The sequence below is a fragment of the Herbidospora mongoliensis genome, from assembly GCF_001570545.1.
Classification (GTDB): Bacteria; Actinomycetota; Actinomycetes; order Streptosporangiales; family Streptosporangiaceae; genus Herbidospora; species Herbidospora mongoliensis.
In genome coordinates, this window is the sequence record NZ_BBXD01000028.1 from 98,840 (window position 1) to 120,156 (window position 21,317).

The window sequence follows — 21,317 nt, forward strand, 5'->3', positions numbered from 1 at the left end:
TCGCGACCGCCATTGCCAGGAGAAGAAATGCAACGACCGTGGAAAAGCGCACTGAAGATCATCACCGCCACGTCGGCGGCGGCCGCACTCATGCTCGCCTCGGCATGCGGCGGGGACGACGCCACCGAGGGCAACGCGACCGGTGAGGTCACCGGCGCGATCGACGTCTGGATGGGCGACCCGATCGGCGCCACCCAGCAGCCGACGATCATCCAGCTCGCCAAGGACTACGAGGCCGCCCACGCCGGCACCAAGGTCAACCTCAGGTTCCTCGGCGCCGACGCGCACAAGACCTACCTGACCAGCATCGCCGGCGGCACCGTGCCGTGTGTCGCCCTCATCGGCAACACGTGGAGCCCGGAGTTCGCCGGTCTCCAGGCCCTGGAGCCGATCGCGCAGGACCCGGCGACGATGAAGGGCGTCTACACCCAGAGCATGATCGACTCGACCGTGCTCGGCGGCGTCTCGTACGCGGTGCCCTACGACACCGGCGTCCGGGCGCTCATCTACCGCAAGGACCTGTTCGACAAGGCGGGTCTGGCGGCTCCCAAGACCTGGGACGAGGTGCTCAGCTCCGCGACGACCGTGCAGAAGGACAACCCGGGCGTCAACGGCTTCGGCATCATCGGCGGCAACCAGTGGTACTGGCTGCCGATGATCTGGAACTGGGGCGGCGAGATCGCCGTCCAGGAGGGAAGCGCCTGGAAGGCCAAGGTCGACTCGCCCGAGGCGGTCGCGGCCTTCACCTTCTACGCCGACCTGCTGACCAAACACAAGCTGGCCCCGGCGGGGGCGGCCACCTGGCAGGGCGCCGACGCCTCCAAGGCGTTCGCGCTCGGGCAGATCGGCATGATGGTCGGCGGTTCGTGGGACCTGAAGACGATCCTCGCGCAGAACCCCGGAATGGAGCAGCAGCTCGCCACCGCGCCGCTGCCCGCCGGTCCCGGCGGCAACAACGACACCTTCGCGGGCGGCAGCAACCTGGCCATCTTCAAGGGGTGTGACAACAAGGCGACCGCCAAGAGCTTTGTGGACTTCCTGATGAAGACCGAGAACCTCGTGCCGGTCACCACCAAGATCGGTCTCCTCCCGGCGACCGTCGACGCCCTGGAGAAGGAGCGCACCAGCGGTTCGTTCTCCACCCCGCTGCTGCAGGCCTACGCCGAGCAGGCGCCGAGCACCCGCTCGATTCCGCCGGTGGCCACGTGGGGCAAGGTCGAGGGCACCGGGGCCATCGTCAACGCCATGCAGGCGATCATGAACGGGCAGCAGACGCCCGAAGCGGCCATGAAGGAACTGGCCTCGCAGATTGACGCCGCGATCGGACAGCAATGACCTCTACCACCACCGGGCGGGCGCGGCACGAGGTCGTGCCCGCCCGGGCAGGTCTGAGATGGGACCGCTTCGGACTCCCCAGCCTGCTGCTCGCCCCACTCCTGGCCGTGATCCTGGGAGTGGTCGGCTACCCCATCGTGCGGACCGTCTGGCTCTCCTTCCACGAGGGCGAATACCTGATGACCGGCGCCTTCAACGGCGTCGACAACTACACGGAGATCTTCGGCGACCCCTACTTCCTCGCCGCGCTCCTCCGGACGACGATCTTCGCGGTCGTCTGCGTGCTCTGCACGCTGCTGATCAGCCTGGCCATCGCCCTGGTCCTGGACGCGGGCTCGTGGGTGGCCAGGATCGTGACGGTGGTGGTGCTGCTGCCGTGGGCGATGCCCCGGGTGGCCAGCGGCATCATCTTCAAGTGGATGTTCAACGACCAGTACGGCATCGCCAACTGGTTGCTGGTCTCCCTCGGGTTCGAGCAGTTCAAGGGCTACGCCTGGTTCAACGACGGGTTCGCCTCGCTGGTCGCCATCACGATCGCCGTGGTCTGGCACTCGGTGCCGTTCATCGCGATCTCGATGCTGGCCGGGCTCCGCGCGACGCGCGGTGAGGTGCTGGAAGCGGCCCGCGTCGACGGCGCGAGCTTCTACCAGCAGCTGATCAGGGTCCGGCTGCCGATGATGAAGCCGCTGCTCGTCATCCTCGGCGTGATGTCGACGATCTTCGCCTACCAGTCGTTCGACCACTTCCTGGTGATGACCACGCCGCCCGGCGGGCCGAGCCACAGCACCGAGGTGCTGTCGCTGCTGACCTGGCTGCAGGCGTTCACCGTGCTCGACCAGGGGGTCGCGGCGGCGATGGCGGTCGTCACGTTCGTGCTGCTGGCCGCGATCACCGCGATCTACGTGAAGCTGTCGAAGGAGGGCGCGTGACCCGGAAACTGATCGTCTATCCGGCGATGGTGGTCATCTGCCTGGTGGCGCTCTTCCCGTTCTTCTGGATGATCATCACCTCGCTCAAGCCGGACACCGAGATCTTCACGGTGACGCCGCAGTTCATCCCGCACGAGCCGATCCTGTCGCGGTACACGGCGCTGTTCTCTGGGGCCATCCCGCGCCAGTTCCTCAACTCGCTGCTGGTCGCCGGGGCCACCACGATCATCACCGGGCTGATCGCGCTACTGGCGGGCTACGCGCTGGCCCGGTTCAACGTCCCGATGAAGCGCTATCTGCTGATCGTGATCCTGTCGATCCAGATGCTGCCGCAGACGGTTCTGGTCATCCCGCTGTTCACGGTGCTGCGCACCACCGATCTGCTCGGTACGTATCAGGGCCTCGTCCTGTCGCACCTGGCGCTGACGGTGGGGCTGGCGACGTACATGCTGCGGAGTTTCTTCATGGACATCCCGGTCTCCCTGGAGGAGTCGGCGATGGTCGACGGGGCCTCGCGGATGAAGGCCGTCAGGCTCGTCGTGTTCCCGCTGGTCTGGCCGGGGCTGGCGGCCAGTTCGATCTACGGGTTCATCACGTCGTGGAACGAGTTGATGTTCTCGGCGACGTACATGCAGCAGTCGTCCAGGGAGACGCTCCCGGTCGCGCTGCAGCAGTTCTTCTCCAGTTACTACTCCGACTGGGGCGGCGTCATGGCGGCCAGCGTGATCTTCACGATCCCGGTCGTCGTGTTCTTCCTGCTGGTCCAGAAGCGCCTCATGCAGGGCATGGTCGCCGGCGCGGTCAAGGGTTGAGAAAGGGTTCTGTCTGATGTTGAAGCTCGGGGTTCTCGGGGTCGGGGCGATCGCCACGGTCGGCTACGGAGTGCTGCCCAACCTGCACCACATCGCCGACAAAGTGGAGCTGGTCGCGCTCTGCGACCCGGTGGAGGAACGCACCGCCGCGGCGGCGAAGGAGTTCGGGGCTCGCGAGACCTACGCGACGCTCGACGAGATGCTCGACGAGTCGGACATCGACCTCGTGCTCAACCTGACGCCCATCCCCGCCCACGGGGCCACCTCACTCAAGATCCTGGAAGCGGGCAAGCACCTGGCGACCGAGAAGCCGCTGGCCACCACGATGGAGGACGCCGACGCGCTCATCGAACTGGCCTCCGCGACCGGCCGCAAGATCGTCTGCTCGCCGCCCAACATGCTCTACCCGAGCCGGATCGAGGCCGCCCGGCTGATCCGCGAGGGGATCATCGGCAAGGTCGCCTTCGCCAAGGTCCGGGCCAGCCACGGCGGCCCCGCCTCGATGATGAACTGGCCGACCGACCCGTCGTGGTTCTACCAGGAGGGTTCCGGGCCGCTGTTCGACGTCGGCGTCTACGGCATCCACGAGATGCTCGGCCTGCTCGGCCCGGCCAAGCGGGTGACCGCGTTCTCCGGCATCACCGAGCCGACTCGCACGGTGCGCTCCGGCCCGTACGCCGGCAAGGAGATCACCGTCACCACCGACGACAACACCCTGATCATGCTCGACTTCGGCGGCGGCACCTTCGCGGTCGTCGACGGCACCTTCAACGTCAACGCCGCCAAGGGCCCCCGCCTGGAGGTCTTCGGCCGCAAGGGCACCCTGAACCTGCCCAACAACCTGCCGGTGAACGGCGGCCGGGGCATCGACCTGTTCCTGCTGGAGGCCGCCGCCGGGCTGAGCGGCTGGGTCGACCTCGACCTCGCCCACCTGGAGCCCGCCCAGCAGCGCGTCGACAAGCTGCGCCGGGCGCTGCTCGTCGACCATTTGGCCGACGTGGTGAACGGCACCGCAGAGGAGGTCATGGGCGGCGACGTCGCCCGGCACGCCCTGGAGATCATGCTGAAGGCGCACGAATCGGCCAGGACCGGCCAGGCCCTGGAGCTGACGACCACGTTCAGCTGGTAGCGACGACCAGCAGGGCGATGTCGTCTTCGTGGGCGCGGACGTCGACCAGCGCGTCGACCAGCCGGTCGGCGACCGCGTCGAGGTCGCCTTGGTCGCGGGTGGCCCGCCAGACCGTTTTCAGCCTGGCCATCCCGGCGTCGATCGGCCGGTCGCGGCGCTCCACCAGGCCGTCGGTGTAGAGGAGCAGGCGGGTTCCGGCCGGGAAGGCGACCTTGTGCTCGACGTAGTTGTAGTCGACCACGCCCAGCGGCGGTCCGGCGCCCTCGTCGAGGAAGGTGCAGGGACCGCCGGGCGCGTCGAGCAGCATCGGGAGCTGACCGGCGTTGGCCCAGGTCAGGGTGGCGGCGTCGGTGTCGTACACGGCGAGCAGGCAGGTCACCAGGCGGGCGCGGTCGGCGGCCCGGAGCACCACGGCCGCCTGGCGCAGGATCTCGCCCGGCGACATGTGGCTGACTGCCAGCGCCCGGACGGCGGTCCGCATCTGGCCCATCACGGCGGCGGCCTGGATGCCTTTGCCCATGACGTCGCCGACCACGAGCGCGACCCGGCTCTCGTCGATCGGGATGAGGTCGACCCAGTCGCCGCCGACGTCGATGCCCCGTGCCGGGTAGTAACGCCAGGCCTGTCGCAGACCGCTGAACCGCGGCAACGGGGAGAGCAGGCTGCGCTGGAGCTCCACGGCGGCGTCGCGGTGGCGCTGGTAGAGGCGGGCGTTGTCCATGGCGACGGCGGCCTGCGCGGCCACACCGGAGGCGAGCTGCTCGTGGCGGCCGGTGAACATGCCCACCTCGGGGTGGCCGAAGAAGAACCCGCCGAGCACCTCGCCCGACGGCGAGATCACCGGCACGGCCAGGTAGCTGCGCACGTCGAGATGGCCCTCGGGCATGCCGTGGTAGGGCGGGTTCTGGCCGTAGCGGGCATCCGCCCGCACGTCGTGCATCCGGATGACGCCCTCGCCCTGGAACGTGGGGTCGAAGACCTTCGTGTTCCGCGGCATGGGGAACCGTTCGAAGGCCTCGCGGGGGACGCCGGAGAGCACGTACAGGAAGTAGCTCTGGCCGTTCATGTCGTAGGTGTTGTAGAAGAACGAGCCGAAGGCCGCGCCGGTGAGAGAGGTCGCGGCGTCGCAGGCGGTCTGCACGATCCTCGGCAGGTCGAGGTCGGCGGCCAGCGCGCGGCCGACCTCATGGAGCGTCTCGACCAGCCGGGTCTCCTCCTGGAGCCGGGCGATCAGGTCGTCGAGCTCGTCGGTCATGAGCCGGCCCGATGTTCGGACAGGAGGTTCAACGCCTCCTCAGCGTTGTCGCGGACGGCCAGCACGGTGAGGCTCCCGGTCAGCCGGAGCAGCCGGTCGATCGGCCCCGTCACCCCGGCCAGCACCAGCAGCCCGCCGAGTTCCCTGGCCGCGACCGTGGACATGAGCAGCACCCGCAGCCCGCTGGAGTCACAGAACCCGACCCCGGAGAGATCGGCCGCGATGAACGGACGGCCGGAGCTCAGCAGATCGCTGACCACCGCCTGGAGCTGCGGCGAGGTGATCGCGTCGAGGTCGCCGGAGACGGTCAGCAACGGCCCCGCCGGTCGCTGGGTCACGGCCACGCCGAGACGCTGCTGCGCGCCGCCCCGGGGCTTGATCCCCGTGCCCTCGTGGACGCTCATGCGCATCTCCACCCGGGAGCCGCCGTCGCCCTGCTCGATCGTGAGCCCGTCGCAGACCTCGCTCATCAGCCACAGCCCGAAGCCGCGCCGACCGTCGAGCGAGGGCCGGGAGGGGCTGAGATGGGCGGGGGTGAGCCGCCCGGCCGGGTCGTTCACCTCGACGATGACCTGGCCCTCTTCCACCCAGATTCGGACGGTGCCGTGCCCGTCTCCGTGTTCGAGGACGTTGACGACCGCCTCGTTCGCGGCGAAGACGAGATCGTGAAGCCGGGGCCCGGCAAGCCCGGCGCCAGAGGCGAACGCGTCGATGCGGTCGCGCATCGAACCGACGTCGTCGGTGATCGGCCAGGCCCCGGGCAGACTCATGGGCACCTCAACGAACATCGCACCATTCTTCGAGGGTATCGCGCACTTCGTCACCGCACCCGAATCCCTGTCAGGACAATGGCCGCCAAGTCCTCGGCGAACCCCTCGGGAACGGCCCCCGGCCCCCTCAGGGTGACCTCGTGACAGGCCCCGATGATCATCGTTGCGGCGGCCTCGACGGGTGCGCCCGGAGCTATCTCCCCCGCTGCCAGCCGCCTTTTCAGATAGGCGGCCAGCTGGTCGCGCAGGCCCTGTCCGCCCGCGGCCGGGTTGCCGAGCCCGACGAACCGTTCGAGCACCGCCGGCGCCAGGTTCACGAAGGCCGGCACGATCTCCCGGTGCAGATCAAGAGCCCTTTTCGTGTACGCCACCAGCGCCACGTCCACCGCCTCGTCATCGGCGGGCAGCGGTGGCAGACCCCGTTCGACGGCCTTGACGTGACCGTGCAGCCCGAGGGCGAGAAGCTCCTCCTTGTCGGTGAAGTGGTTGTAGAGCACCCCCGTCGCCACCCGCGCCTCGCGGGCGATCTCGCGGACGGTCAGCCCGGCCGTGCCACGCCGGGCGATCAGCCGGGTGGCGGTCTCGACCAGGTGGTCACGCAGATCCCGGCCGTCGCCCACCGCCTCCGCCCGGCGCGGTGACATCACGGCCGCACCGCGCTGACCAGCAGCGCCTCCCCGTTGAGCAGCACACCGCCTGCGGTCTCGAACGTCCGCAGCGCCGGGAGCATCCGCTCGGCCGCGCCGTCGCCGGCGTTGTGGCGCACGGGTCCCCACGCGGCCAGGAAGGAGGCCGCGTCGGCGGCGTCGGCGCCCCAGTTCTGCGGCGCGTCGACCGGACGGGTGACGACACCGGTGAATCCGGCCGCCGTGAGGACGCGCTCGACGGTCTCGGCCTCACCCAGCGCGAGCGGGCCGGTGCCCGGTGGCGCTTCGGGGAAGCCCAGGGCCGCGACCACCCGGGCGAGGTCGCCGTAGCCGCGCAGCGACAGGAAGGTGAGCCGCCCACCCGGGGTCAGCGCCCGGCCGATGTTGGCGAAGGCGGCGACGGGATCGCCGAAGAACATGATCCCGAACCTGCTGACGGCCAGATCGAACGACGAGCCGGGGAACGGGTGGACCTGGGCGTCGCCGTGGGTGAAGGCGACGTTGACCAGGTCCTTGGCGAGTTCACGCGCCGCGGCGAGCATCGGCTCCGACAGGTCGACGCCTTCGGCCGACAGGGCTCTCGCCGCGGCCAGCCGGGTGGTCCGGCCGGTGCCGCAGCCGATGTCGAGGACGCGGTCACCGGGTCTGACCGCGTCCAGGAGGAAGGGGTTGAAGGCGTCGTTCACGGCGTTGTAGCGGTCGTGGTGGGTGGCCCAGTGGACGCCCTCGTAGCCGTTCCACGCTTCGGCCTGGTGGGTGTTGACGATCACGTCTCCTCCTTATGAACGTGTGTTCATGAACGTACGTTCATGGCGTGGGCCCGGTCAAGTGATATGAACTGTCGCCATGACGATCGCTTTGACCGAGACGCCGGTTGAGTCGCCCACCTGGCGGTGGGCCGAGCCGGTGGTCGCCGTCGTCGCGTTGATCGTCGGGTTGTGGAACGTGTGGGTGCCGTCGTTCTGGCGGGACGAGTCGGTCTCCGCGCTGGCCGCCTCGCGGCCCATCGGCGAGCTGTGGGACCTGCTCGGCCAGATGGACCGGGTGCACGCCCTCTACTACCTGCTGCTCCGGTCGGTGGCATGGATCTCCACGTCGGAGTTCGCGCTCCGGCTGCCCTCGGTGCTGGCCATGGCCGCCGCGGCCTACGGGATCGCCGCGATCGGGAGGCGGTTGGCCACCGCGCGGGCCGGGCTGCTGGCGGGGCTGGTGTTCACGGCTCTGCCGATGGTGACCCGGTACGCGCAGGAGGTCAGGTCGTATGCCCTGGTGACGGCGCTGGCGGTGCTGGCGACCTGGTTGCTGGTGACCCGGCGGTCCCACATCCTGTACGCGGTCGTGATCGTGCTGCTGGGGTGGTGTCACGTCTACGGGCTGCTGCTGGTGGCGGCGCACGTGTTCATCGCGCCGGATCGCCGGCGGTTCCTCCAGGCCATGGGGATCGTGGCCGCCGGGCTGATTCCGCTGGCGGTGCTGGCGGCCGGGCAGCGGGGCGTCCAGCTCGGGTGGTTGCGTCCGCCCACGTGGGCGGCGCCGCCGACGCTCGCCCAGGAGGTCATGGGGAGCAAGTGGGGGATCATCCCGCTGCTGGCGCTGGCGGCCTTCGGGGCGCGGGGTGCGCTGGGCCGGGTGGCCGGGCCGTGGGCGCTGGTGATCCCGCTGTCGATGGTGATCTCGCTGGTCTATCCGATCTACAGCCCTCGTTACGTGCTGTTCGCGCTGCCCGGACTCGCCCTGCTGGCGGGGGCGGGGCTCGACCGGTTGCGGCCGAAGCCACTGGCGTGGATCGCGTTGGCGCTGCTGACCGCGTTGACGGTGCCCAAGCAGCTCTGGCTCCGGGCGCCCGATCATCGGCCCGACGATCTGCGGTCGATGGCCGCCGCGCTGCTCGAACGGCAGCGGCCCGGTGACGCGGTTCTGTACGTCGACCAGAACAACAAGTGGTTCGCAGCGGTCTATGAGGACGCGTACACGAATCTGATCGACATCACCCACACGCCCCTGGGGGACTACGACCGGGTCTGGGTGGTGTCCGGCGGGCGCAAGCACCAGAACAGCGCGTTCGTGGAGACCGATCAGAGCTATCTGGCCCTGCAGAAGCGGTACAAGGCCCGGTACTACAAGGACTTCGGTTACTCCTGGTTCGCCCTCTACGTACAGGAATAGAAAAGGGCGCCTCGTTCGGAGGCGCCCATTCTCAGAGAACTAGACGAGCTGACGGCGGCGGCGCATCAGCAGGGTGCCGCCACCGGCGGCGACCAGGCCGAGGGCCAGGTAGAGGCCGGCGCCCGAGGCGAGCGGCACCGGGTCCACCGGGTCCAGGGTGGCCGGGCCGCAGGTGGACGAGCTCAGGATGATGTCGCCGACGCCCGACAGGGCGATCACGTGCATGCCGTGCACGGTCAGGCTGCCGTTGGGGTTGTTGATCTGCTCGTTGAGGCGGACCTCGATGAGCGGCAGCAGCGGCGGGATCTGGATCACGGTGTTCGGCGCCGGGTTGGCGGCCAGGCTGATGCCGAGAACCTGGGCGTTGGCCAGCGACGTCGAGCCGGTCGTGGGCAGGCCGGTGGTGGCGGTGCACTCCGACTGGATGGCGCCCGCGCTGATGCCGATGCCGAGCAGGGTCGCGCTCAGGCCGTCGACCGACGCGCGCGCGGCCTCTGTGCCGACGGTGGTGTTCTGCTCGACCTCCACGCCGATGACGCCGGTCGACACGGTGCCGACGCTGAGCGACGCGAGCGACGCGGTCGGGTTGCCGAGGTTGGCCACCGGCGCGGGGCCGAAGGTGATGCCCAGCGGCAGGCTGATCTGCGCGCCGAAGGCGTTGACGGTGGTGCTTCGCGCGTGGGCGGTGCTCGTCATCCCCATCAGCAGCGTGGATACCGCCGCCATGGAAACAGCGAAAGTACGTCCGAAAAACATATGCACACCCTCCGCGGGCTTCCTATATCAGTCGATGACGCTCCAAGTTATGCGTGGGCCGAGCGGGAATCGGTAAGAGCCTGGCCAGTTCACTCCAGAGAGTGAGTGTCGCGGCGCCGGACGTGATTGATTCGCTCTTACATTGGGCCTTCGAAGAACAGGAGCCTAAATGGGGACACGCGGAGCTGTCCGTCGGAAAACGTGCCAGATAGTCGTCGTCGACGAAGGGCCACTCGCACATCTCGCCCTGCACGCCTTTTTCCGGCAGGCCCCCGCATTCACGGTCGCCGCTTCCGCGACAACGGGAACGGAAGGGCGCAGAATCATTTCCCGGCTTATGCCGGAAATCGTGATATGCGAGACACGGATCGGCGACGACTGCGGCCTGGAACTGTGCCGGTGGATCGGCCTGGAGCATCCCGGCGTGATGCCGGTGGTGCTCACCTCGGCCGACGACGTCAACCTGGCCCGCGCGGCGCTCGACGCGGGCGCGCACGCGTATCTGCTGAAGTCCTCGCCGCTTGAGGACCTGCTGTTCCACCTGGAGCGGGTGGCCGAGGGCCAGATCATCGTCGACGACCGGCTCGGCCGGTCGGCCGCCGCGCGCGGTGGCCACCGCACCCGGTTCGACCTCAGCCCGCGCGAACACGAAGTGCTGGAGGAGATCATCCTGGGCCTGGACAACCGGGCCATCGCCGGGCGGCTGTGCATCGCCCACGAGACGGTGAAAACCCACGTCAAGGCGATCCTGCGCAAGATCGGGGCCCGCGACCGGGCCCACGCCATCGCGGTCGTGCTCGGCGACGCGCGCACCGGGAGCGGCTGGTGAAGCGGGTCTGCGTGGTGGCCGGCACCCGTCCCGAGGCGATCAAGCTCGGTCCCGTCGTGCCGGCGTTGCGGGAGTTCTTCGACGTCGACGTGGTCTCCACCGGGCAGCACGGCGAGGTGGTGGCCGAGGTGCTGTCGCTGTTCGGCGCTCGCGTCGACCGGGACCTGCGCCGGTCGGGCGACTCGCTGGCCGCACTGACCTCATCGGTGATTCTCGGTCTCGACGAGGTGTTCTCGCAGATCGGTCCCGATCTGGTGGTCGTCCAAGGGGACACCACCTCGGCGTTCGGGGGCGCGCTGGCGGCGTACCTGCGGCAGATCCCGGTCGCCCACGTGGAGGCGGGGCTGCGCAGCCACCAGTCCACGCCGTTCCCCGAGGAGGTGAACCGGCGGCTGATCGCGACACTGGCCGATCTTCACCTGGCGCCGACGCCGACCGCCAGGGACAACCTGCTGAACGAGCGGATCCCGGCCGATCGGGTGCTGGTCACCGGGAACACCGTGGTCGACGCGCTGGCGACCGTACTGGCCGACCGGCCGCCGCCCCGGGAACGGCCGCTGGTGGTGATCACCGCGCATCGGCGCGAGTCGTGGGGCGAGCCCATGCGGCGCATCGCCCGCGTCGCCGACCGGCTCGCCGCCGGCCATCCCGGCGTCGACTTCGTCGTCGCCACCCATCTCAATCCGGCGGTACGTCAGGTGTTCGACCAGGTCGTCCGGCCTCGGGCCAACATCCGGTGCGTGCCACCGATGGCCTACCGGGAGTTCGCCCGGCTGCTGGCCGTCAGCGCGCTGGCGATCACCGACTCGGGCGGCATCCAGGAGGAGGCCGCCGCGCTCGGCCTGCCCGTGCTGGTCATGCGCGAGTCGACCGAACGGGTCGAGGCCCTCGACGGCGGCGGCGCCCACCTCGTCGGCACCGACGAGGAACTGGTCGCCAAGACCGCCGGGCTGTTCCTCCAGTCGGCCGTGGCCGGCCGGGTCAGGCACGTCGCGCCCTGCCACTACGGCGACGGCCACGCCGCCGCGCGGGTCGCTCAGGCCTGCGCGGAACTCATCCATCAAGAAAACTGAGGTGTACTTGTGTACGGATCCTGGGGACACGGCCCGCGCTGGCAGACCGGTGTCCCACTCGCCGTGTTGCCTTTCACCGGAATTCCCCTGCTGGTGATCGTCACATTGGCGGTTGTCCTGATCGTCGGCGGGGCTTTGTTGTTCCGGATGCACCAGGTGCGGTGATATGTTCCGGCGGCCCGGGATTTCACATCTCCCGGGCCACGGGCGTTCCCGCGACATGTGTCTCGGCATTTCTGCGGGTTTTGGCCCAGCCGCTTCTTCCGCGTATCACCCGCCAGAAGGCGCGCCATGACGTGATGTAGAAATTGTAAATGTAGAAGGCGTAAGCGAACCCGTACAGCAGACTCTTACCGAGGCCGATCCCGGGTTCGCAGCGCCACCAGTAAAGCGGCCCCCAGATGACGAACGGCAGAATGCCGAAGGCACCGTAGATGGCGAACAGGATCCAGCCGCCCTCCAGCAGCCACCACGACATCCCGGCCGGATCGGCGATCACCCGGCTGGCGAGATAGATCATCGGGATCGGGTAGATGAGCGTCCCGACGAGCTGCATCCACGGCTGCGACAGGTAGTAGAGCACTTCGAGCGCGCCGAGGCTGCTGAACCTGGCCGACCGCCAGATCTGCGGCAGATACTTGGCGCACTGCATGGTCCCCTGGCCCCAGCGGGTGCGCTGGGTGATCAGCCGCCGGAACGACCACAGGCCCTCCTGCTCGACCCACGTGTCCGGGGTGTACTCGTTGCGCTCCCCCGCCAGCAGCAGCTGCACCCCGAGCTCGAAGTCCTCCAGCAGCGAGCCGCCCCACGGCCGCCGCTCCTCGCCCGCGATCTTCTCCAGCGCGCTCAGCCGGGTGAGCTGCCCGTTCCCGCCCATCGCGACCGTGCCGCTGCGCCGCCGGCCGAGCTGGATGGCCGAGATCGGCCCCCGGAACTCCAGGTCCTGCATCCGGACCAGCAGCCGCCCGAACGCGTTCTTGAAGCGGCCCCGCTCCGGGCACGGGTTCCGGTCGTCGCGGTTGACCATCCACACGTCGACCTGCACGGCCCCGATCGCGAGGTCGCCGAACAGCTTCTCGCCCGCGCACACGCTCAGCATGTTCGGGGCGGGCCGCCCGTCGGCGTCCAGGACGCAGACCACGTGCCGGGTCCGGTCGGCGTCCGGCGAGAGGAAGTCGTCGAGCGCGCGGTAGGCCGCGTTGAGCGCGTCCCCCTTGCCGGTACGCGCCTCCGGGCTCCTGCGCCTGACCAGGTGCACCCGCGCGTCGGTGCCGGCGATCTCCTCGACGATGCGGGCCGTGTCGTCCTCGGAGCCGTCGTCGACCACCCAGATGTTGACGTGGGAGAACCGTTCGCGCAGGTAGTGCAGGGTCGCCCCGATGACCGCCGCCTCGTCGCGGCACGGGATGAACAGGTGCCACTCGAACGCGGCCGGGTTCCCCGCGGGGTCGGGCCGCTGCCGCAGGTAGGGCCGGACGATGGTGAGCACGTAGGTGAGGAAGGTGACGCTCAGGAACAGCGCGAAGGCCTGGGTCAGCCCCAGCAGATAGCCCATCAGCTCTTCTCCCGGTGCCGCACGCCGCGCACCGTCAGGAGCGTGTACGCCACCAGCGCCACCCCGATGCCGAACACACTGATCACCGACCCGACCATGGTGTGCCCCCAGTAGTACCCGGGCTCGAACCCCAGCCCCTTGATCAGCACCACCACGGCCAGGATGCGGATCTGGTTGCTCGCGAACAGCACCACGACCGCGACCGCCAGCGCGGCCAGCGGCCAGACGCTCGTCTTCTTCGACAGCCAGAGGATCAGCATCGTGACCCCCAGCAGCGGCACGACCAGAAACCCGGACGTGCACTCGGGCGAGATCCACAGCCCGTGCGCGTCCCCGGTCTCCTCGTTGAACGACACGATCGCCATCACCGAGTTGACCGCCGTCTCGGTCCGCGCGAACAGCGCGACCACGTGAGAGGCCAGCACCGCCTCCCAGCCCCGCACCCGGTCGTCGACCAGCAGCACGACCCCCAGCAGCAGGCCAAGCACCCCCGAAAGGGCCACCCGAACGGCCATGTTCCCCCCTCTTGAACGACCTGCAACCTAGCCGCGCGCGGCGTTTCCGCCCCCGAAACACGCCCGGCGGCTCACTCGGAAGGGTCAGTGACCGCGCGCCCCACGAGCTTCGGGTCCCGCCCGCTTGTTACGGTGCCGCGAGTTTTCTCTGACGCCCCGAGGAGGTCCCCTTGCTTCTTTGGGGCAGATGCACAGCGCTGCTGCTGCTCTGCGCGACGGCCTGCACCGCCGCCACGACCACGCACCCGAGCGCTTCGATGCCCGTGGGCAGCTGCCACGTGATGTCCCAGCCCGAGGAGTTGTACGCCCTCAGCGACGTCCGGCCCCCCGTCCCGTGCCACCGGCCCCACCAGACCGAGACCTACCTGGTGACCCAGCTCTCCGGGCCCCTGGCCTCGGCCCCGATCAGACCACCCCACGAACTCCTGGTCCCGATGGTGACCGCGGGCTGCGACTACCGCCCGATCCGGCCGTATCTGGCCGCCGGCCCGCACGACGCCCAGTGGGGCGTGTCGGTCTGGGGCAAGGTGCCGACGCCCGACGAGTGGGCGGCCGGCGACCGCACCCTGCGCTGCGACCTGCTGGTCCCCACGACCCACCCGAACGGCGGCCCGACGCTGACGGCCCCCCTGCGCGGGATCATGGCCCGGCCGGAGTCGGCCGCGATCCGCCGCTGCAACCTGGAGGGCCGCGACCTGCAGTGCGCGCTGCCCCACGAGTGGGAGTGGGTCGAGCCACAGGGCCTGACCCGGAACCGCTGCCGCGCGAACGCGGCGATGTTCGCCGGAGGGCTGAGGGGGCTGCGGATCCGGCTGGGCCGGGACCGGTCGTGCTGGGTCGGCCAGGAACGCCACCGGATCTCCGTCGGAACCCTGCGCAACGGGATGATGGCATGACCCTCGACCAGCACGAATCCGGCGGCCCGACGGCCTGGGGCGACAGATTCCCGGACCAGCCCGCCTCGCGCAGACGCCGCCTGGCCTGGCTCGGCTCCCGCCCTCGAACTCAGCCGACCCTCGGCGCTCCCGAGTCCGACGCGGGCAAGCATCGGCGGACCTGGCTCGTGCCCGGGTCTCGGCGGGCACGGCAGAGGGGGGTTCGCCGATATCCGCTGGTGGCGGTGATCGTCGGGGTCGTGTGGGCGGCGATCATGCAGGTTCGGCTGTTCGCCGGGGGGCATGTCGGGCTCGCCGGGTTCGGTGAGAACCTGCCCTGCCGGCTCGGGCTGGCCAGCTTCGGGAACCGGGCCCTGGCGGGGTGGGAACACGTACAGCCGACCTGGACCTCGCATGCGTGGACGGGTGAGACCTGCCCGCCCGAACTCTCGACGGCCCTGCTCGCGCAGGCCGCGGGGAAGTGGCTGACGCCGCTGCTCGGTTATCCCGGCGCGCTCGACCTGCGCGCGCTCGGGGTCATGTTCGGGCTGCTCATCGGCGTGATCTGCGGGCTGCTCGTGGCGGTCGTCCCGGGGAGGCCGGTGGTCCGGGTGGCCTTCGCCTCGGCGGTCGGGCTGGTCTACGCCGACGCCGCGTTCGCCGGCTATCTGATCTCGCCCTACGCGGAACCGACCGCGCTGGTGGCCGCCGGGTTCCTCGTGGTCGCGCTGCTGTTCCTCTGGGAGCGTCCGACGGTGCCGCGCGTGCTGGCGACGGCGGCCCCGGCGCTGCTGGTGATCGGGGCCCGGCCGGAGTATGTGACGTTCGTGCCGGTGGTCGCGTTCGCACTGCTCTGGGTGCGGGGCCGCCGGATCGTGGCGCTCATGGTCGCCACGTGGCTGGCCGGGATCGGGATCTTCCACACCGTCACCGAGGCGCGGTTCGACGACCACAAGGTCGTCTTCCAGACCATCCTGTACGACGACCCGACCGCCGCCGCCGACCTCACCTCACTCGGCCTGGATCCGAAGCTCGCCCCGGCGGCCGGGCTGTCGCGCAACAGCGCCGGCTGGGTGTCGTTCGCCGACAGGTACCACCGCACCGCCCACCCCTCCCCGCTGCGGGTCGCCGGTTTCTACGCGACCCGTCCGTGGCACGCCATCCGTACCGTCGGATGGGGTTTCCAGGGCGTCGCCGGCCTCAGCCCCCACTACCTGGGCTCCTATCCGGAGGGCGCGGGCAGGCCCGAGGGCGCGCGGGAACACCGGGTCGTCGTCTACTCGACGCTCTGGGAGATCCTCAGGAAGGGCCCGCTGCTGACGCTGGTGCTCTGGGTCGCGACGGCCGGCGCCGGTTATCTGGTCGTGCGCCGCCGCTCCCTGACCGCGTCCGAGAAGACGCTGGGACGTCTGGCGGTCGTCCTCCCGCTCGCCGCGATGGCCCAGTTCGCCGTGGTCATCCTCGTCCACGGCCGGGTCGAGACGGTCCGGCACATGGCCATGACGAGCTGGCTCACCGCCCTGTGCGTCCCGGTGCTGGCCATGGCCGTCACCCTGGTCATGACCCGGCTCAGCCCGACCCCCCGCTGGCAGCACTCCAACTAATTCATGCGCATCTTTTTTTCTCAATTGCACGAATTAAAACGTTGATGCTCCACCTCATCCCGTATGTGAGAAACTATCGGGGCCCGAGTTGTGACGGCGTCTCCCCCACGGGTGGATAAACCCAAAGCCGTCCTCGAGCGAGGGCCTCATCGCGTTTCGCTCTCGGAGGTCATGAGAAATGGCACAGGTGTCACTGCGTCCGCAGAAGACGGCCATGTTGGTCGCGCAGCGCATCGTCGCGGACATCAACCGCCGCGGCAACACCATCGGCGACCGGCTCCCTCCCGAACGCGCCATGCTCGACACCTATGAAGTCGGCCGCGGCACCCTCCGCGAATCCCTGCGTTTCCTCGAACTCCAGGGCGTGCTTTCCCTCAAGCCCGGCCCCGGCGGCGGCCCGGTCGTCCAGCAACCCGACGCGACCAGCCTCGTCACCGCGCTGACCCTGCTCCTGCAGTTCGAGAACGCCCCGTTCCGCACGGTCGCCGAGGCCCGCGGCGCCCTGGAACCGTTTTTGGCCGGCCTGGCCGCCGAGAGAATCGGCGACGAACAACTCGCGGCGCTCAAGTCGAGCGTGGACGAGATGCGCACCCATCTCAACGACCAGAGCGTCTTCCTGGCCGAGAACAAACGATTCCACGACATCATCGCCCGCAGCTCGGGCAACACGATGTTCGGCTACCTCATCGACGCGCTACTGGGAATCCTCGACGGTTCGGCCATCGGAATCGACTATCCGGAAACGCGACGTTCGGCCGTGCACCGCGCCCACGTGAAGATTTACGAGGCCATCCGCGACCGTTCCCCGGAAGCGTCGGCCGCCGCCATGGCCACGCACATCGAGGAGTACGTGAAATACGCCGAACGCAAATTCCCCGAGGTACTGGCCGCCCCGATCGTGTGGGGCACCGTCTAGTCAGGGGAGATGTCGTCGAACTTCGCGGTTTTGACGTACACGACATGAGCACCCCGCCGAGGACCTTCAGGCGCGAAATCGATGAGCCCCCGTCGGCGTAGCCGGGTGAGCCGGTTGCGTGCCGTGGTGAGGTCGCAGTCGAGGTAGTTCCGCACGTCCTCGTTCGTGATCCGCCCATGCCGCCTGAGATGACCGAAGAGCTTCCTGTCATCGGTGTCGACCGAGTCGACCCGATAGGCGACGGCGGCCCGCATCCCGGCGGTCGCCGACGGGGTCAGGCCGTACCTACCTTTGGTGGCGTGGACGAGACCGGCGTCGCCCATCCGCCGCAGGATCCGCTCGACCTCGCCGACATTTCGCTGAAGCCGCCCCGAGAGCGAGTTCGCGGTGACGCTCTTCGTGTTGCGCAGCGCGGTGAGGATCAGCAGGACGTCCAGATCGCCCACCAGGCCCCGGGGGAAGCCTGGCCCGTTGATGAACCGGGCGAAGGTCTCGTTCCCCCGGCCGCCCGGCAGCACCACCCGGAATCGGGGCCCGTCCTCCAGGATGGGCGGCTCCTTGCCCAGCCTGGCGATCTCCCGGAATGCCCGGTCAAGCCCGAGACCGGCCATTTCGGCGAGCCGGAGCCGCGACATGTTCTCCGCCAGCAGCCGGTTACGCGGCGACGACGCGTCATGCAGCAGCCGATCGACCCGCAGCGTCGGCAGCAGGCCACCGGGGCTGGTGACGATCAGCTCGTCCGGAGTGTGGATGACCTCGACGACGCCGGGGGCCTCCCAGTCACGGTGGACGAACGCGTTCGCGATGATCTCGCGGATGGCGTCGAGCGGATAGTCGGCGAGTTCGATCTGCTCGGCCCCCACCCGGAAGCTGTTGACCTTCACCAGACCTCGGACCGTGGCCATCAGCCAGTCGAGCAGGAAGACCAGCGGCTGGTTCATGTCCCGCTGACGGAGCAGGATGGTCGGCTCACTCCCCAGCGATTCCCGGGTCTGCATGATCGCCCCCCAGTCCGGGGTGACCTTCGCCAGCGCTTCGCGGCGCCCGTAGAGAAGGACGGCGGCCCGGCTGACCTCACCGTCGGGCAGCAGGCCGGTGGCCCGCAGGAACGCCGCCGGGTCCCGCTCGGCGAGATCGGCCAGATCATCGTGATCGGAGCGGCGAAGCAGAGTGGCGGCCTCTTCCAACGCGGCGGGAGAGATGGAGTCGAGGCCGAGACCTGACGGGAATGCCGTCCAGTCATAGTGTTCCCGCAGTGCGCGCAGGCCCCTGAGCTGGTCACCCGCGAGCGGCATGCACCCATCGTGGAGCCGGATCTTGTAGACCCCCTGCCGGGTGCTGTGGACGCCGACGCCTCTGGGCACCACCAGAACGAAGACCGGCTTGCCTTCCACCTCGTAGACATGAGGTCGAACGGTGATCGCGGGTGCCGTCTTCTCGTATACCGCCCGCACCAGCTCTTCGATCTGGTAGTTCGAAGGCACGCCCGGCACGGCGTCCTGAGCCGTGGCGGCCCGGTTCTTGACACCGATCACGATGGCGCCGCCCTCACCGTTGGCGAAGCAGACGGCGGTCTCGGCCAGCATCTCGCGAAAGTTCTGGCGAGCACGGGGCGAGCGATCGTTCGCGGTCTCCGGCGTCTCCTTGAAGTCGACGCTCGCGGACTCGATCCGTGAGGCGTCCCAGCCGTCACCGATCGATCCGAGGGCGGACTCGACCGTCTCAAGAGCATCCACAGCCATATGCTAACTCATATGATAAAGCCAGTCAGATGACGTCGTATCATATGCCGCATCACACTCGCTTCGACCTTGGTCAATCCAGGTGTGCGCCGATCTCCAGGCGTGAGATCCGGCCCGAGGCGTCGAGGGTGAATCGATAATCGAGGTCGACCGGGCTGCCGGGGAAGTTCCCCTCGACCCGGCAGGTGACCGTGGTGTCGTCGCCGCCGATCGGGGTCGAGGTGTAGTCGAACTCGGCCGACGTGCTGCCCAGCCACTCCCCGATCTCCGCGTGGCCACGGTAGTCGTGGCCGTCGTCGGTGACGTGGGCGTCCGGGGCGAAGGTGACCACAGCCGAGAGCGGGTCGGCGCCGGTCGAGAGGGTCAGGTAGGCGCGGATCGCGGCAGGATGCATCGGTCTGTTTCCTTTCAGAAGGTGGGGACGGTGCCGCCGTCGACCAGGTAGTCGGCGCCGATGACGCTGGCGGCGGCGTCGGAGACGAGGAAGCCGACGACCTCGGCCACCTCATGAGGTTCGGCGAACCTGCCCAGTGGGACACCGCCGAGGGAGTCGTACAGAGACCTCCAGGCCGCGTCGACATCCCCGCCGAACTGGGTCGCGAGGCGGCTGACCAGGCGGTCGGCGGACGGCGTGTGGATTCCGCCGGGTGAGACCGTGTTGACCCGCAGCCCGCGCGGGGCCAGCTCGTTGGCCAGGCCGAGGCTGTAGGCGCGCAGGGCGGCCTTCGCCGCGGCGTACCCGAGGGTGCCGTTCCACAGCGGCATGCGCGCCTGGATCGAGGAGACGTGCACGATCGCACCCCGGCCCTTCGCCAGCATGCCCGGGACGATCGCGCGGTCGAGCCGCACCGCCGACAGCAGGTTGAGATCGAGCTCCTGCTGCCAGGTGGCGTCGTCGAGCGCCGCGAACCCGCCACTGGGCGCACTCGACCCGCCCGCGACGTGAACCAGGATGTCGGGCGCCGGGACCTCGGCCGCGATCTCGGCGGCGGCCCCGGCCGAGGCCAGGTCGGCCGTGATGACCCTGTCGGCCGCGCTGCCCGGGGCGGCCGACCGGCCCACGGCGACCACCTCGGCACCGGCGGCCTTCAGCCGGTCGACGACGGCGGCACCGGTGCCCTTGGTGCCTCCGGCGACCAGGGCCAGGCGTCCGTCGAGAGAGAAGGACAGCAAATCTGCCATATCGGTTACTTCTAACTTAGAAGTTACTAGGTTGCTGCTAACATAGCAGTAACCTCGGCGAGGAGTCACCCATGGTCAGCAAGATCAGGCTGGAAGACCGCGAATGCCCACTGTCAGCCACGATGAGCATCGTCGGCGAGTGGTGGACGGTGCTGATCCTGCACGACTGCTTCGACGGCTACACGCGCTTCGACGACTTCCAGGCCAACATCGGCCTGTCGTCGAGCATGCTGACCAGCCGCCTGAAAACGCTGGTCGACCGGGGCATCCTCGACCGGCGGCCCTACCAGGAACGGCCGGTGCGCCACGAATACGTCCTCACCGACCTGGGCCGCTCACTGCGCCCGGTACTGGTCGCGATGGCGGCCTGGCGCAACGCGCAACTCGGCCCGGACGACCGCGCGATGATCCTCGTCGACAGGCGAACCGGCCTTGAGGCGGAACCGATGGTCGTCGACGCGATCACGGGCGAACGCGCCGACGGAGACGACTATGTGTTCGCGGCCGGACCGGCGGCGGGGCCGATCATGCGACAGCGCTACGAGAACAACGAGCGATCCACTGAAACGATCGCCTGATCACCGAGTTCGAAACTGGCTGGGGACTGGGCTTCTTCGCCGCCGTATCGCTTAGAGCTTCTAACGCAATGACGTGAGTCGGCGCCAGCAGATCAGGGCGCAGGCCAGGCTGAGGAATGCCTGGTGGATGTCGGCTCTGACTTCCCATCGGGTGCGCAGGCGGCGGAACGCGTGGAGCAGGGCGAAGGTCTGTTCGACAACCCAGCGGTGTTTGCCAGGCCGGAGCCGTGTGGAGTGCCGCGGCGGGCGATGAGCGGGCGGATCTGCAGTTCTCTGACCAGGCGGCGGTACTTGTCGTGGTCGTAGCCGCGGTCGGCCAGGACGACGTCGGGTCGCTGGCGGGGCCGGCCGCGTTTGCCCCTGATCTTGGGGATGGCGTGCAGCAGGGGCAGCAACTGGGTGACATCGTTGCGGTTGGCTCCGGTGAGGATCACCGCGAGCGGAATGCCGGTGGCATCGGTAATCAGGTGGTGTTTGCTTCCAGCCCGCCCTCGGTCGACGGGTGACGGGCCGGTCTGCGCCCCCCTTTTAGCGCTCTGATCTGCGAGGAATCGACTGCGGCTCTGGAGAGGTCCAGGGCATCGGCGCCGCGCAGGCGATCCAGCAGCACCTCGTGCAGCCGCTGCCACACCCCGGCCTTGTTCCACTC

Annotated in this window: 21 protein-coding genes and 1 pseudogene; 11 read left to right on the forward strand and 11 right to left on the reverse strand. The window is 69.1% G+C overall.

What is annotated here, in order from left to right; translation table 11 throughout:
* Positions 1 to 27: 27 nt before the first annotated feature.
* Genes AW272_RS37870 through AW272_RS37885 form a run of 4 tightly spaced genes read left to right on the forward strand, consistent with a single transcriptional unit; the run spans position 28 to position 4,205 of the window.
* The gene (locus AW272_RS37870) at positions 28 to 1,335 is read left to right on the forward strand and encodes an extracellular solute-binding protein (RefSeq protein WP_066375428.1); all 1,308 of its coding nucleotides are present in this window, start codon (positions 28 to 30) and stop codon (positions 1,333 to 1,335) included.
* On the forward strand, positions 1,332 to 2,264 hold the full coding sequence (locus AW272_RS37875) for a carbohydrate ABC transporter permease (RefSeq protein WP_066375430.1): 933 nt from the start codon (positions 1,332 to 1,334) through the stop codon (positions 2,262 to 2,264). The genes AW272_RS37870 and AW272_RS37875 overlap by 4 nt, the downstream gene beginning before the upstream one ends.
* Complete coding sequence (locus AW272_RS37880; protein ID WP_066375432.1) at positions 2,261 to 3,076, forward strand: carbohydrate ABC transporter permease; 816 nt, start codon at positions 2,261 to 2,263, stop codon at positions 3,074 to 3,076. The genes AW272_RS37875 and AW272_RS37880 overlap by 4 nt, the downstream gene beginning before the upstream one ends.
* 16 nt (positions 3,077 to 3,092) lie before the next feature.
* Positions 3,093 to 4,205 (forward strand): Gfo/Idh/MocA family protein, encoded by a 1,113-nt coding sequence (locus AW272_RS37885; RefSeq protein WP_066375436.1) that lies wholly within the window; start codon positions 3,093 to 3,095, stop codon positions 4,203 to 4,205.
* On the opposite strand, the gene AW272_RS37890 is transcribed toward AW272_RS37885, so the two are convergent.
* From AW272_RS37890 to AW272_RS37905, 4 genes are read right to left on the reverse strand one after another with little or no spacing between them, the layout of a single operon-like run.
* The gene (locus AW272_RS37890) at positions 4,195 to 5,460 is read right to left on the reverse strand and encodes a PP2C family protein-serine/threonine phosphatase (RefSeq protein WP_066375439.1); all 1,266 of its coding nucleotides are present in this window, start codon (positions 5,458 to 5,460) and stop codon (positions 4,195 to 4,197) included. The two genes, AW272_RS37885 and AW272_RS37890, sit on opposite strands and share 11 nt — an antisense overlap.
* The gene (locus AW272_RS37895) at positions 5,457 to 6,230 is read right to left on the reverse strand and encodes an anti-sigma factor antagonist (protein WP_169807717.1); all 774 of its coding nucleotides are present in this window, start codon (positions 6,228 to 6,230) and stop codon (positions 5,457 to 5,459) included. Before AW272_RS37895 ends, AW272_RS37890 begins: the two co-directional genes overlap by 4 nt.
* Before the next feature lie 50 nt (positions 6,231 to 6,280).
* Entirely contained in the window at positions 6,281 to 6,874 is a 594-nt protein-coding gene (locus tag AW272_RS37900; RefSeq protein ID WP_066375445.1) for a TetR/AcrR family transcriptional regulator, read from the reverse strand.
* The gene (locus tag AW272_RS37905; RefSeq protein ID WP_066375447.1) at positions 6,874 to 7,647 is read right to left on the reverse strand and encodes a class I SAM-dependent methyltransferase; all 774 of its coding nucleotides are present in this window, start codon (positions 7,645 to 7,647) and stop codon (positions 6,874 to 6,876) included. The genes AW272_RS37900 and AW272_RS37905 overlap by 1 nt, the downstream gene beginning before the upstream one ends.
* Positions 7,648 to 7,723: 76 nt before the next feature.
* Between AW272_RS37905 and AW272_RS37910 the strand changes: the two genes are divergently transcribed.
* Positions 7,724 to 9,043 carry a glycosyltransferase family 39 protein gene (locus AW272_RS37910; protein WP_066375449.1) on the forward strand — a complete coding sequence of 440 codons (1,320 nt, stop codon included), beginning with the start codon at positions 7,724 to 7,726 and terminating at the stop codon, positions 9,041 to 9,043.
* Between the two features lie 39 nt (positions 9,044 to 9,082).
* On the opposite strand, the gene AW272_RS37915 is transcribed toward AW272_RS37910, so the two are convergent.
* Positions 9,083 to 9,769: a choice-of-anchor protein CoaP gene (locus tag AW272_RS37915; protein ID WP_066375451.1), complete on the reverse strand. Its 687-nt coding sequence runs from the start codon at positions 9,767 to 9,769 to the stop codon at positions 9,083 to 9,085.
* Positions 9,770 to 9,968: 199 nt separating this feature from the next.
* On the opposite strand from AW272_RS37915, the gene AW272_RS41485 reads away from it, so the two are divergent.
* Both AW272_RS41485 and wecB read left to right on the forward strand, forming a co-directional pair.
* Entirely contained in the window at positions 9,969 to 10,628 is a 660-nt protein-coding gene (locus tag AW272_RS41485) for a LuxR C-terminal-related transcriptional regulator (RefSeq protein ID WP_083959120.1), read from the forward strand.
* Positions 10,625 to 11,701 carry a non-hydrolyzing UDP-N-acetylglucosamine 2-epimerase gene (gene wecB, locus AW272_RS37920; protein WP_083959121.1) on the forward strand — a complete coding sequence of 359 codons (1,077 nt, stop codon included), beginning with the start codon at positions 10,625 to 10,627 and terminating at the stop codon, positions 11,699 to 11,701. Before AW272_RS41485 ends, wecB begins: the two co-directional genes overlap by 4 nt.
* A 187-nt stretch (positions 11,702 to 11,888) precedes the next feature.
* On the opposite strand, the gene AW272_RS37925 is transcribed toward wecB, so the two are convergent.
* Positions 11,889 to 13,256: an XrtP-associated glycosyltransferase gene (locus AW272_RS37925; RefSeq protein WP_066375453.1), complete on the reverse strand. Its 1,368-nt coding sequence runs from the start codon at positions 13,254 to 13,256 to the stop codon at positions 11,889 to 11,891.
* Complete coding sequence (locus AW272_RS37930) at positions 13,256 to 13,771, reverse strand: hypothetical protein (protein WP_066375455.1); 516 nt, start codon at positions 13,769 to 13,771, stop codon at positions 13,256 to 13,258. Before AW272_RS37930 ends, AW272_RS37925 begins: the two co-directional genes overlap by 1 nt.
* Positions 13,772 to 13,941: 170 nt before the next feature.
* On the opposite strand from AW272_RS37930, the gene AW272_RS37935 reads away from it, so the two are divergent.
* From AW272_RS37935 to AW272_RS37945, 3 genes are all read left to right on the forward strand, one after another.
* Complete coding sequence (locus AW272_RS37935) at positions 13,942 to 14,667, forward strand: septum formation family protein (RefSeq protein ID WP_066375461.1); 726 nt, start codon at positions 13,942 to 13,944, stop codon at positions 14,665 to 14,667.
* Complete coding sequence (wsfD, locus tag AW272_RS37940; protein ID WP_066375462.1) at positions 14,664 to 16,250, forward strand: glycan biosynthesis hexose transferase WsfD; 1,587 nt, start codon at positions 14,664 to 14,666, stop codon at positions 16,248 to 16,250. The genes AW272_RS37935 and wsfD overlap by 4 nt, the downstream gene beginning before the upstream one ends.
* A gap of 178 nt (positions 16,251 to 16,428) precedes the next feature.
* Complete coding sequence (locus AW272_RS37945) at positions 16,429 to 17,166, forward strand: FadR/GntR family transcriptional regulator (protein ID WP_066375464.1); 738 nt, start codon at positions 16,429 to 16,431, stop codon at positions 17,164 to 17,166.
* Here AW272_RS37945 and AW272_RS37950 read toward each other — a convergent pair.
* The 3 genes from AW272_RS37950 to AW272_RS37960 form a co-directional block, all read right to left on the reverse strand.
* Positions 17,163 to 18,902, reverse strand: coding sequence for an RNA-binding domain-containing protein (locus AW272_RS37950; protein WP_169807718.1), 1,740 nt, complete (start codon positions 18,900 to 18,902; stop codon positions 17,163 to 17,165). The two genes, AW272_RS37945 and AW272_RS37950, sit on opposite strands and share 4 nt — an antisense overlap.
* Positions 18,903 to 18,981: 79 nt before the next feature.
* Positions 18,982 to 19,302, reverse strand: a complete 321-nt coding sequence (locus AW272_RS37955) for a nuclear transport factor 2 family protein (RefSeq protein WP_066375467.1) — start codon at positions 19,300 to 19,302, stop codon at positions 18,982 to 18,984.
* A gap of 14 nt (positions 19,303 to 19,316) precedes the next feature.
* Positions 19,317 to 20,090, reverse strand: a complete 774-nt coding sequence (locus AW272_RS37960) for an SDR family oxidoreductase (RefSeq protein WP_066375470.1) — start codon at positions 20,088 to 20,090, stop codon at positions 19,317 to 19,319.
* A gap of 71 nt (positions 20,091 to 20,161) precedes the next feature.
* Between AW272_RS37960 and AW272_RS37965 the strand changes: the two genes are divergently transcribed.
* On the forward strand, positions 20,162 to 20,668 hold the full coding sequence (locus AW272_RS37965; protein ID WP_066375471.1) for a winged helix-turn-helix transcriptional regulator: 507 nt from the start codon (positions 20,162 to 20,164) through the stop codon (positions 20,666 to 20,668).
* Between the two features lie 60 nt (positions 20,669 to 20,728).
* On the opposite strand, the pseudogene AW272_RS41490 reads toward AW272_RS37965, so the two are convergent.
* Positions 20,729 to 21,317: pseudogene (locus AW272_RS41490) on the reverse strand (IS5 family transposase); the annotation flags it as partial.

Bases quoted from the DNA above. Each gene is read 5' to 3' on its own strand.
- AW272_RS37870 (WP_066375428.1), top strand. From the start codon at position 28: ATGCAACGACCGTGGAAAAGCGCACTGAAGATCATCACCGCCACGTCG.
- AW272_RS37875 (WP_066375430.1), top strand. From the start codon at position 1,332: ATGACCTCTACCACCACCGGGCGGGCGCGGCACGAGGTCGTGCCCGCC.
- AW272_RS37885 (WP_066375436.1), top strand. From the start codon at position 3,093: ATGTTGAAGCTCGGGGTTCTCGGGGTCGGGGCGATCGCCACGGTCGGC.
- AW272_RS37890 (WP_066375439.1), bottom strand. From the start codon at position 5,460: ATGACCGACGAGCTCGACGACCTGATCGCCCGGCTCCAGGAGGAGACC.
- AW272_RS37895 (WP_169807717.1), bottom strand. From the start codon at position 6,230: ATGAGTCTGCCCGGGGCCTGGCCGATCACCGACGACGTCGGTTCGATG.
- AW272_RS37900 (WP_066375445.1), bottom strand. From the start codon at position 6,874: ATGTCACCGCGCCGGGCGGAGGCGGTGGGCGACGGCCGGGATCTGCGT.
- AW272_RS37910 (WP_066375449.1), top strand. From the start codon at position 7,724: ATGACGATCGCTTTGACCGAGACGCCGGTTGAGTCGCCCACCTGGCGG.
- AW272_RS37915 (WP_066375451.1), bottom strand. From the start codon at position 9,769: ATGGCGGCGGTATCCACGCTGCTGATGGGGATGACGAGCACCGCCCAC.
- AW272_RS41485 (WP_083959120.1), top strand. From the start codon at position 9,969: ATGGGGACACGCGGAGCTGTCCGTCGGAAAACGTGCCAGATAGTCGTC.
- AW272_RS37925 (WP_066375453.1), bottom strand. From the start codon at position 13,256: ATGGGCTATCTGCTGGGGCTGACCCAGGCCTTCGCGCTGTTCCTGAGC.
- AW272_RS37930 (WP_066375455.1), bottom strand. From the start codon at position 13,771: ATGGCCGTTCGGGTGGCCCTTTCGGGGGTGCTTGGCCTGCTGCTGGGG.
- wsfD (WP_066375462.1), top strand. From the start codon at position 14,664: ATGACCCTCGACCAGCACGAATCCGGCGGCCCGACGGCCTGGGGCGAC.
- AW272_RS37945 (WP_066375464.1), top strand. From the start codon at position 16,429: ATGGCACAGGTGTCACTGCGTCCGCAGAAGACGGCCATGTTGGTCGCG.
- AW272_RS37955 (WP_066375467.1), bottom strand. From the start codon at position 19,302: ATGCATCCTGCCGCGATCCGCGCCTACCTGACCCTCTCGACCGGCGCC.
- AW272_RS37960 (WP_066375470.1), bottom strand. From the start codon at position 20,090: ATGGCAGATTTGCTGTCCTTCTCTCTCGACGGACGCCTGGCCCTGGTC.
- AW272_RS37965 (WP_066375471.1), top strand. From the start codon at position 20,162: ATGGTCAGCAAGATCAGGCTGGAAGACCGCGAATGCCCACTGTCAGCC.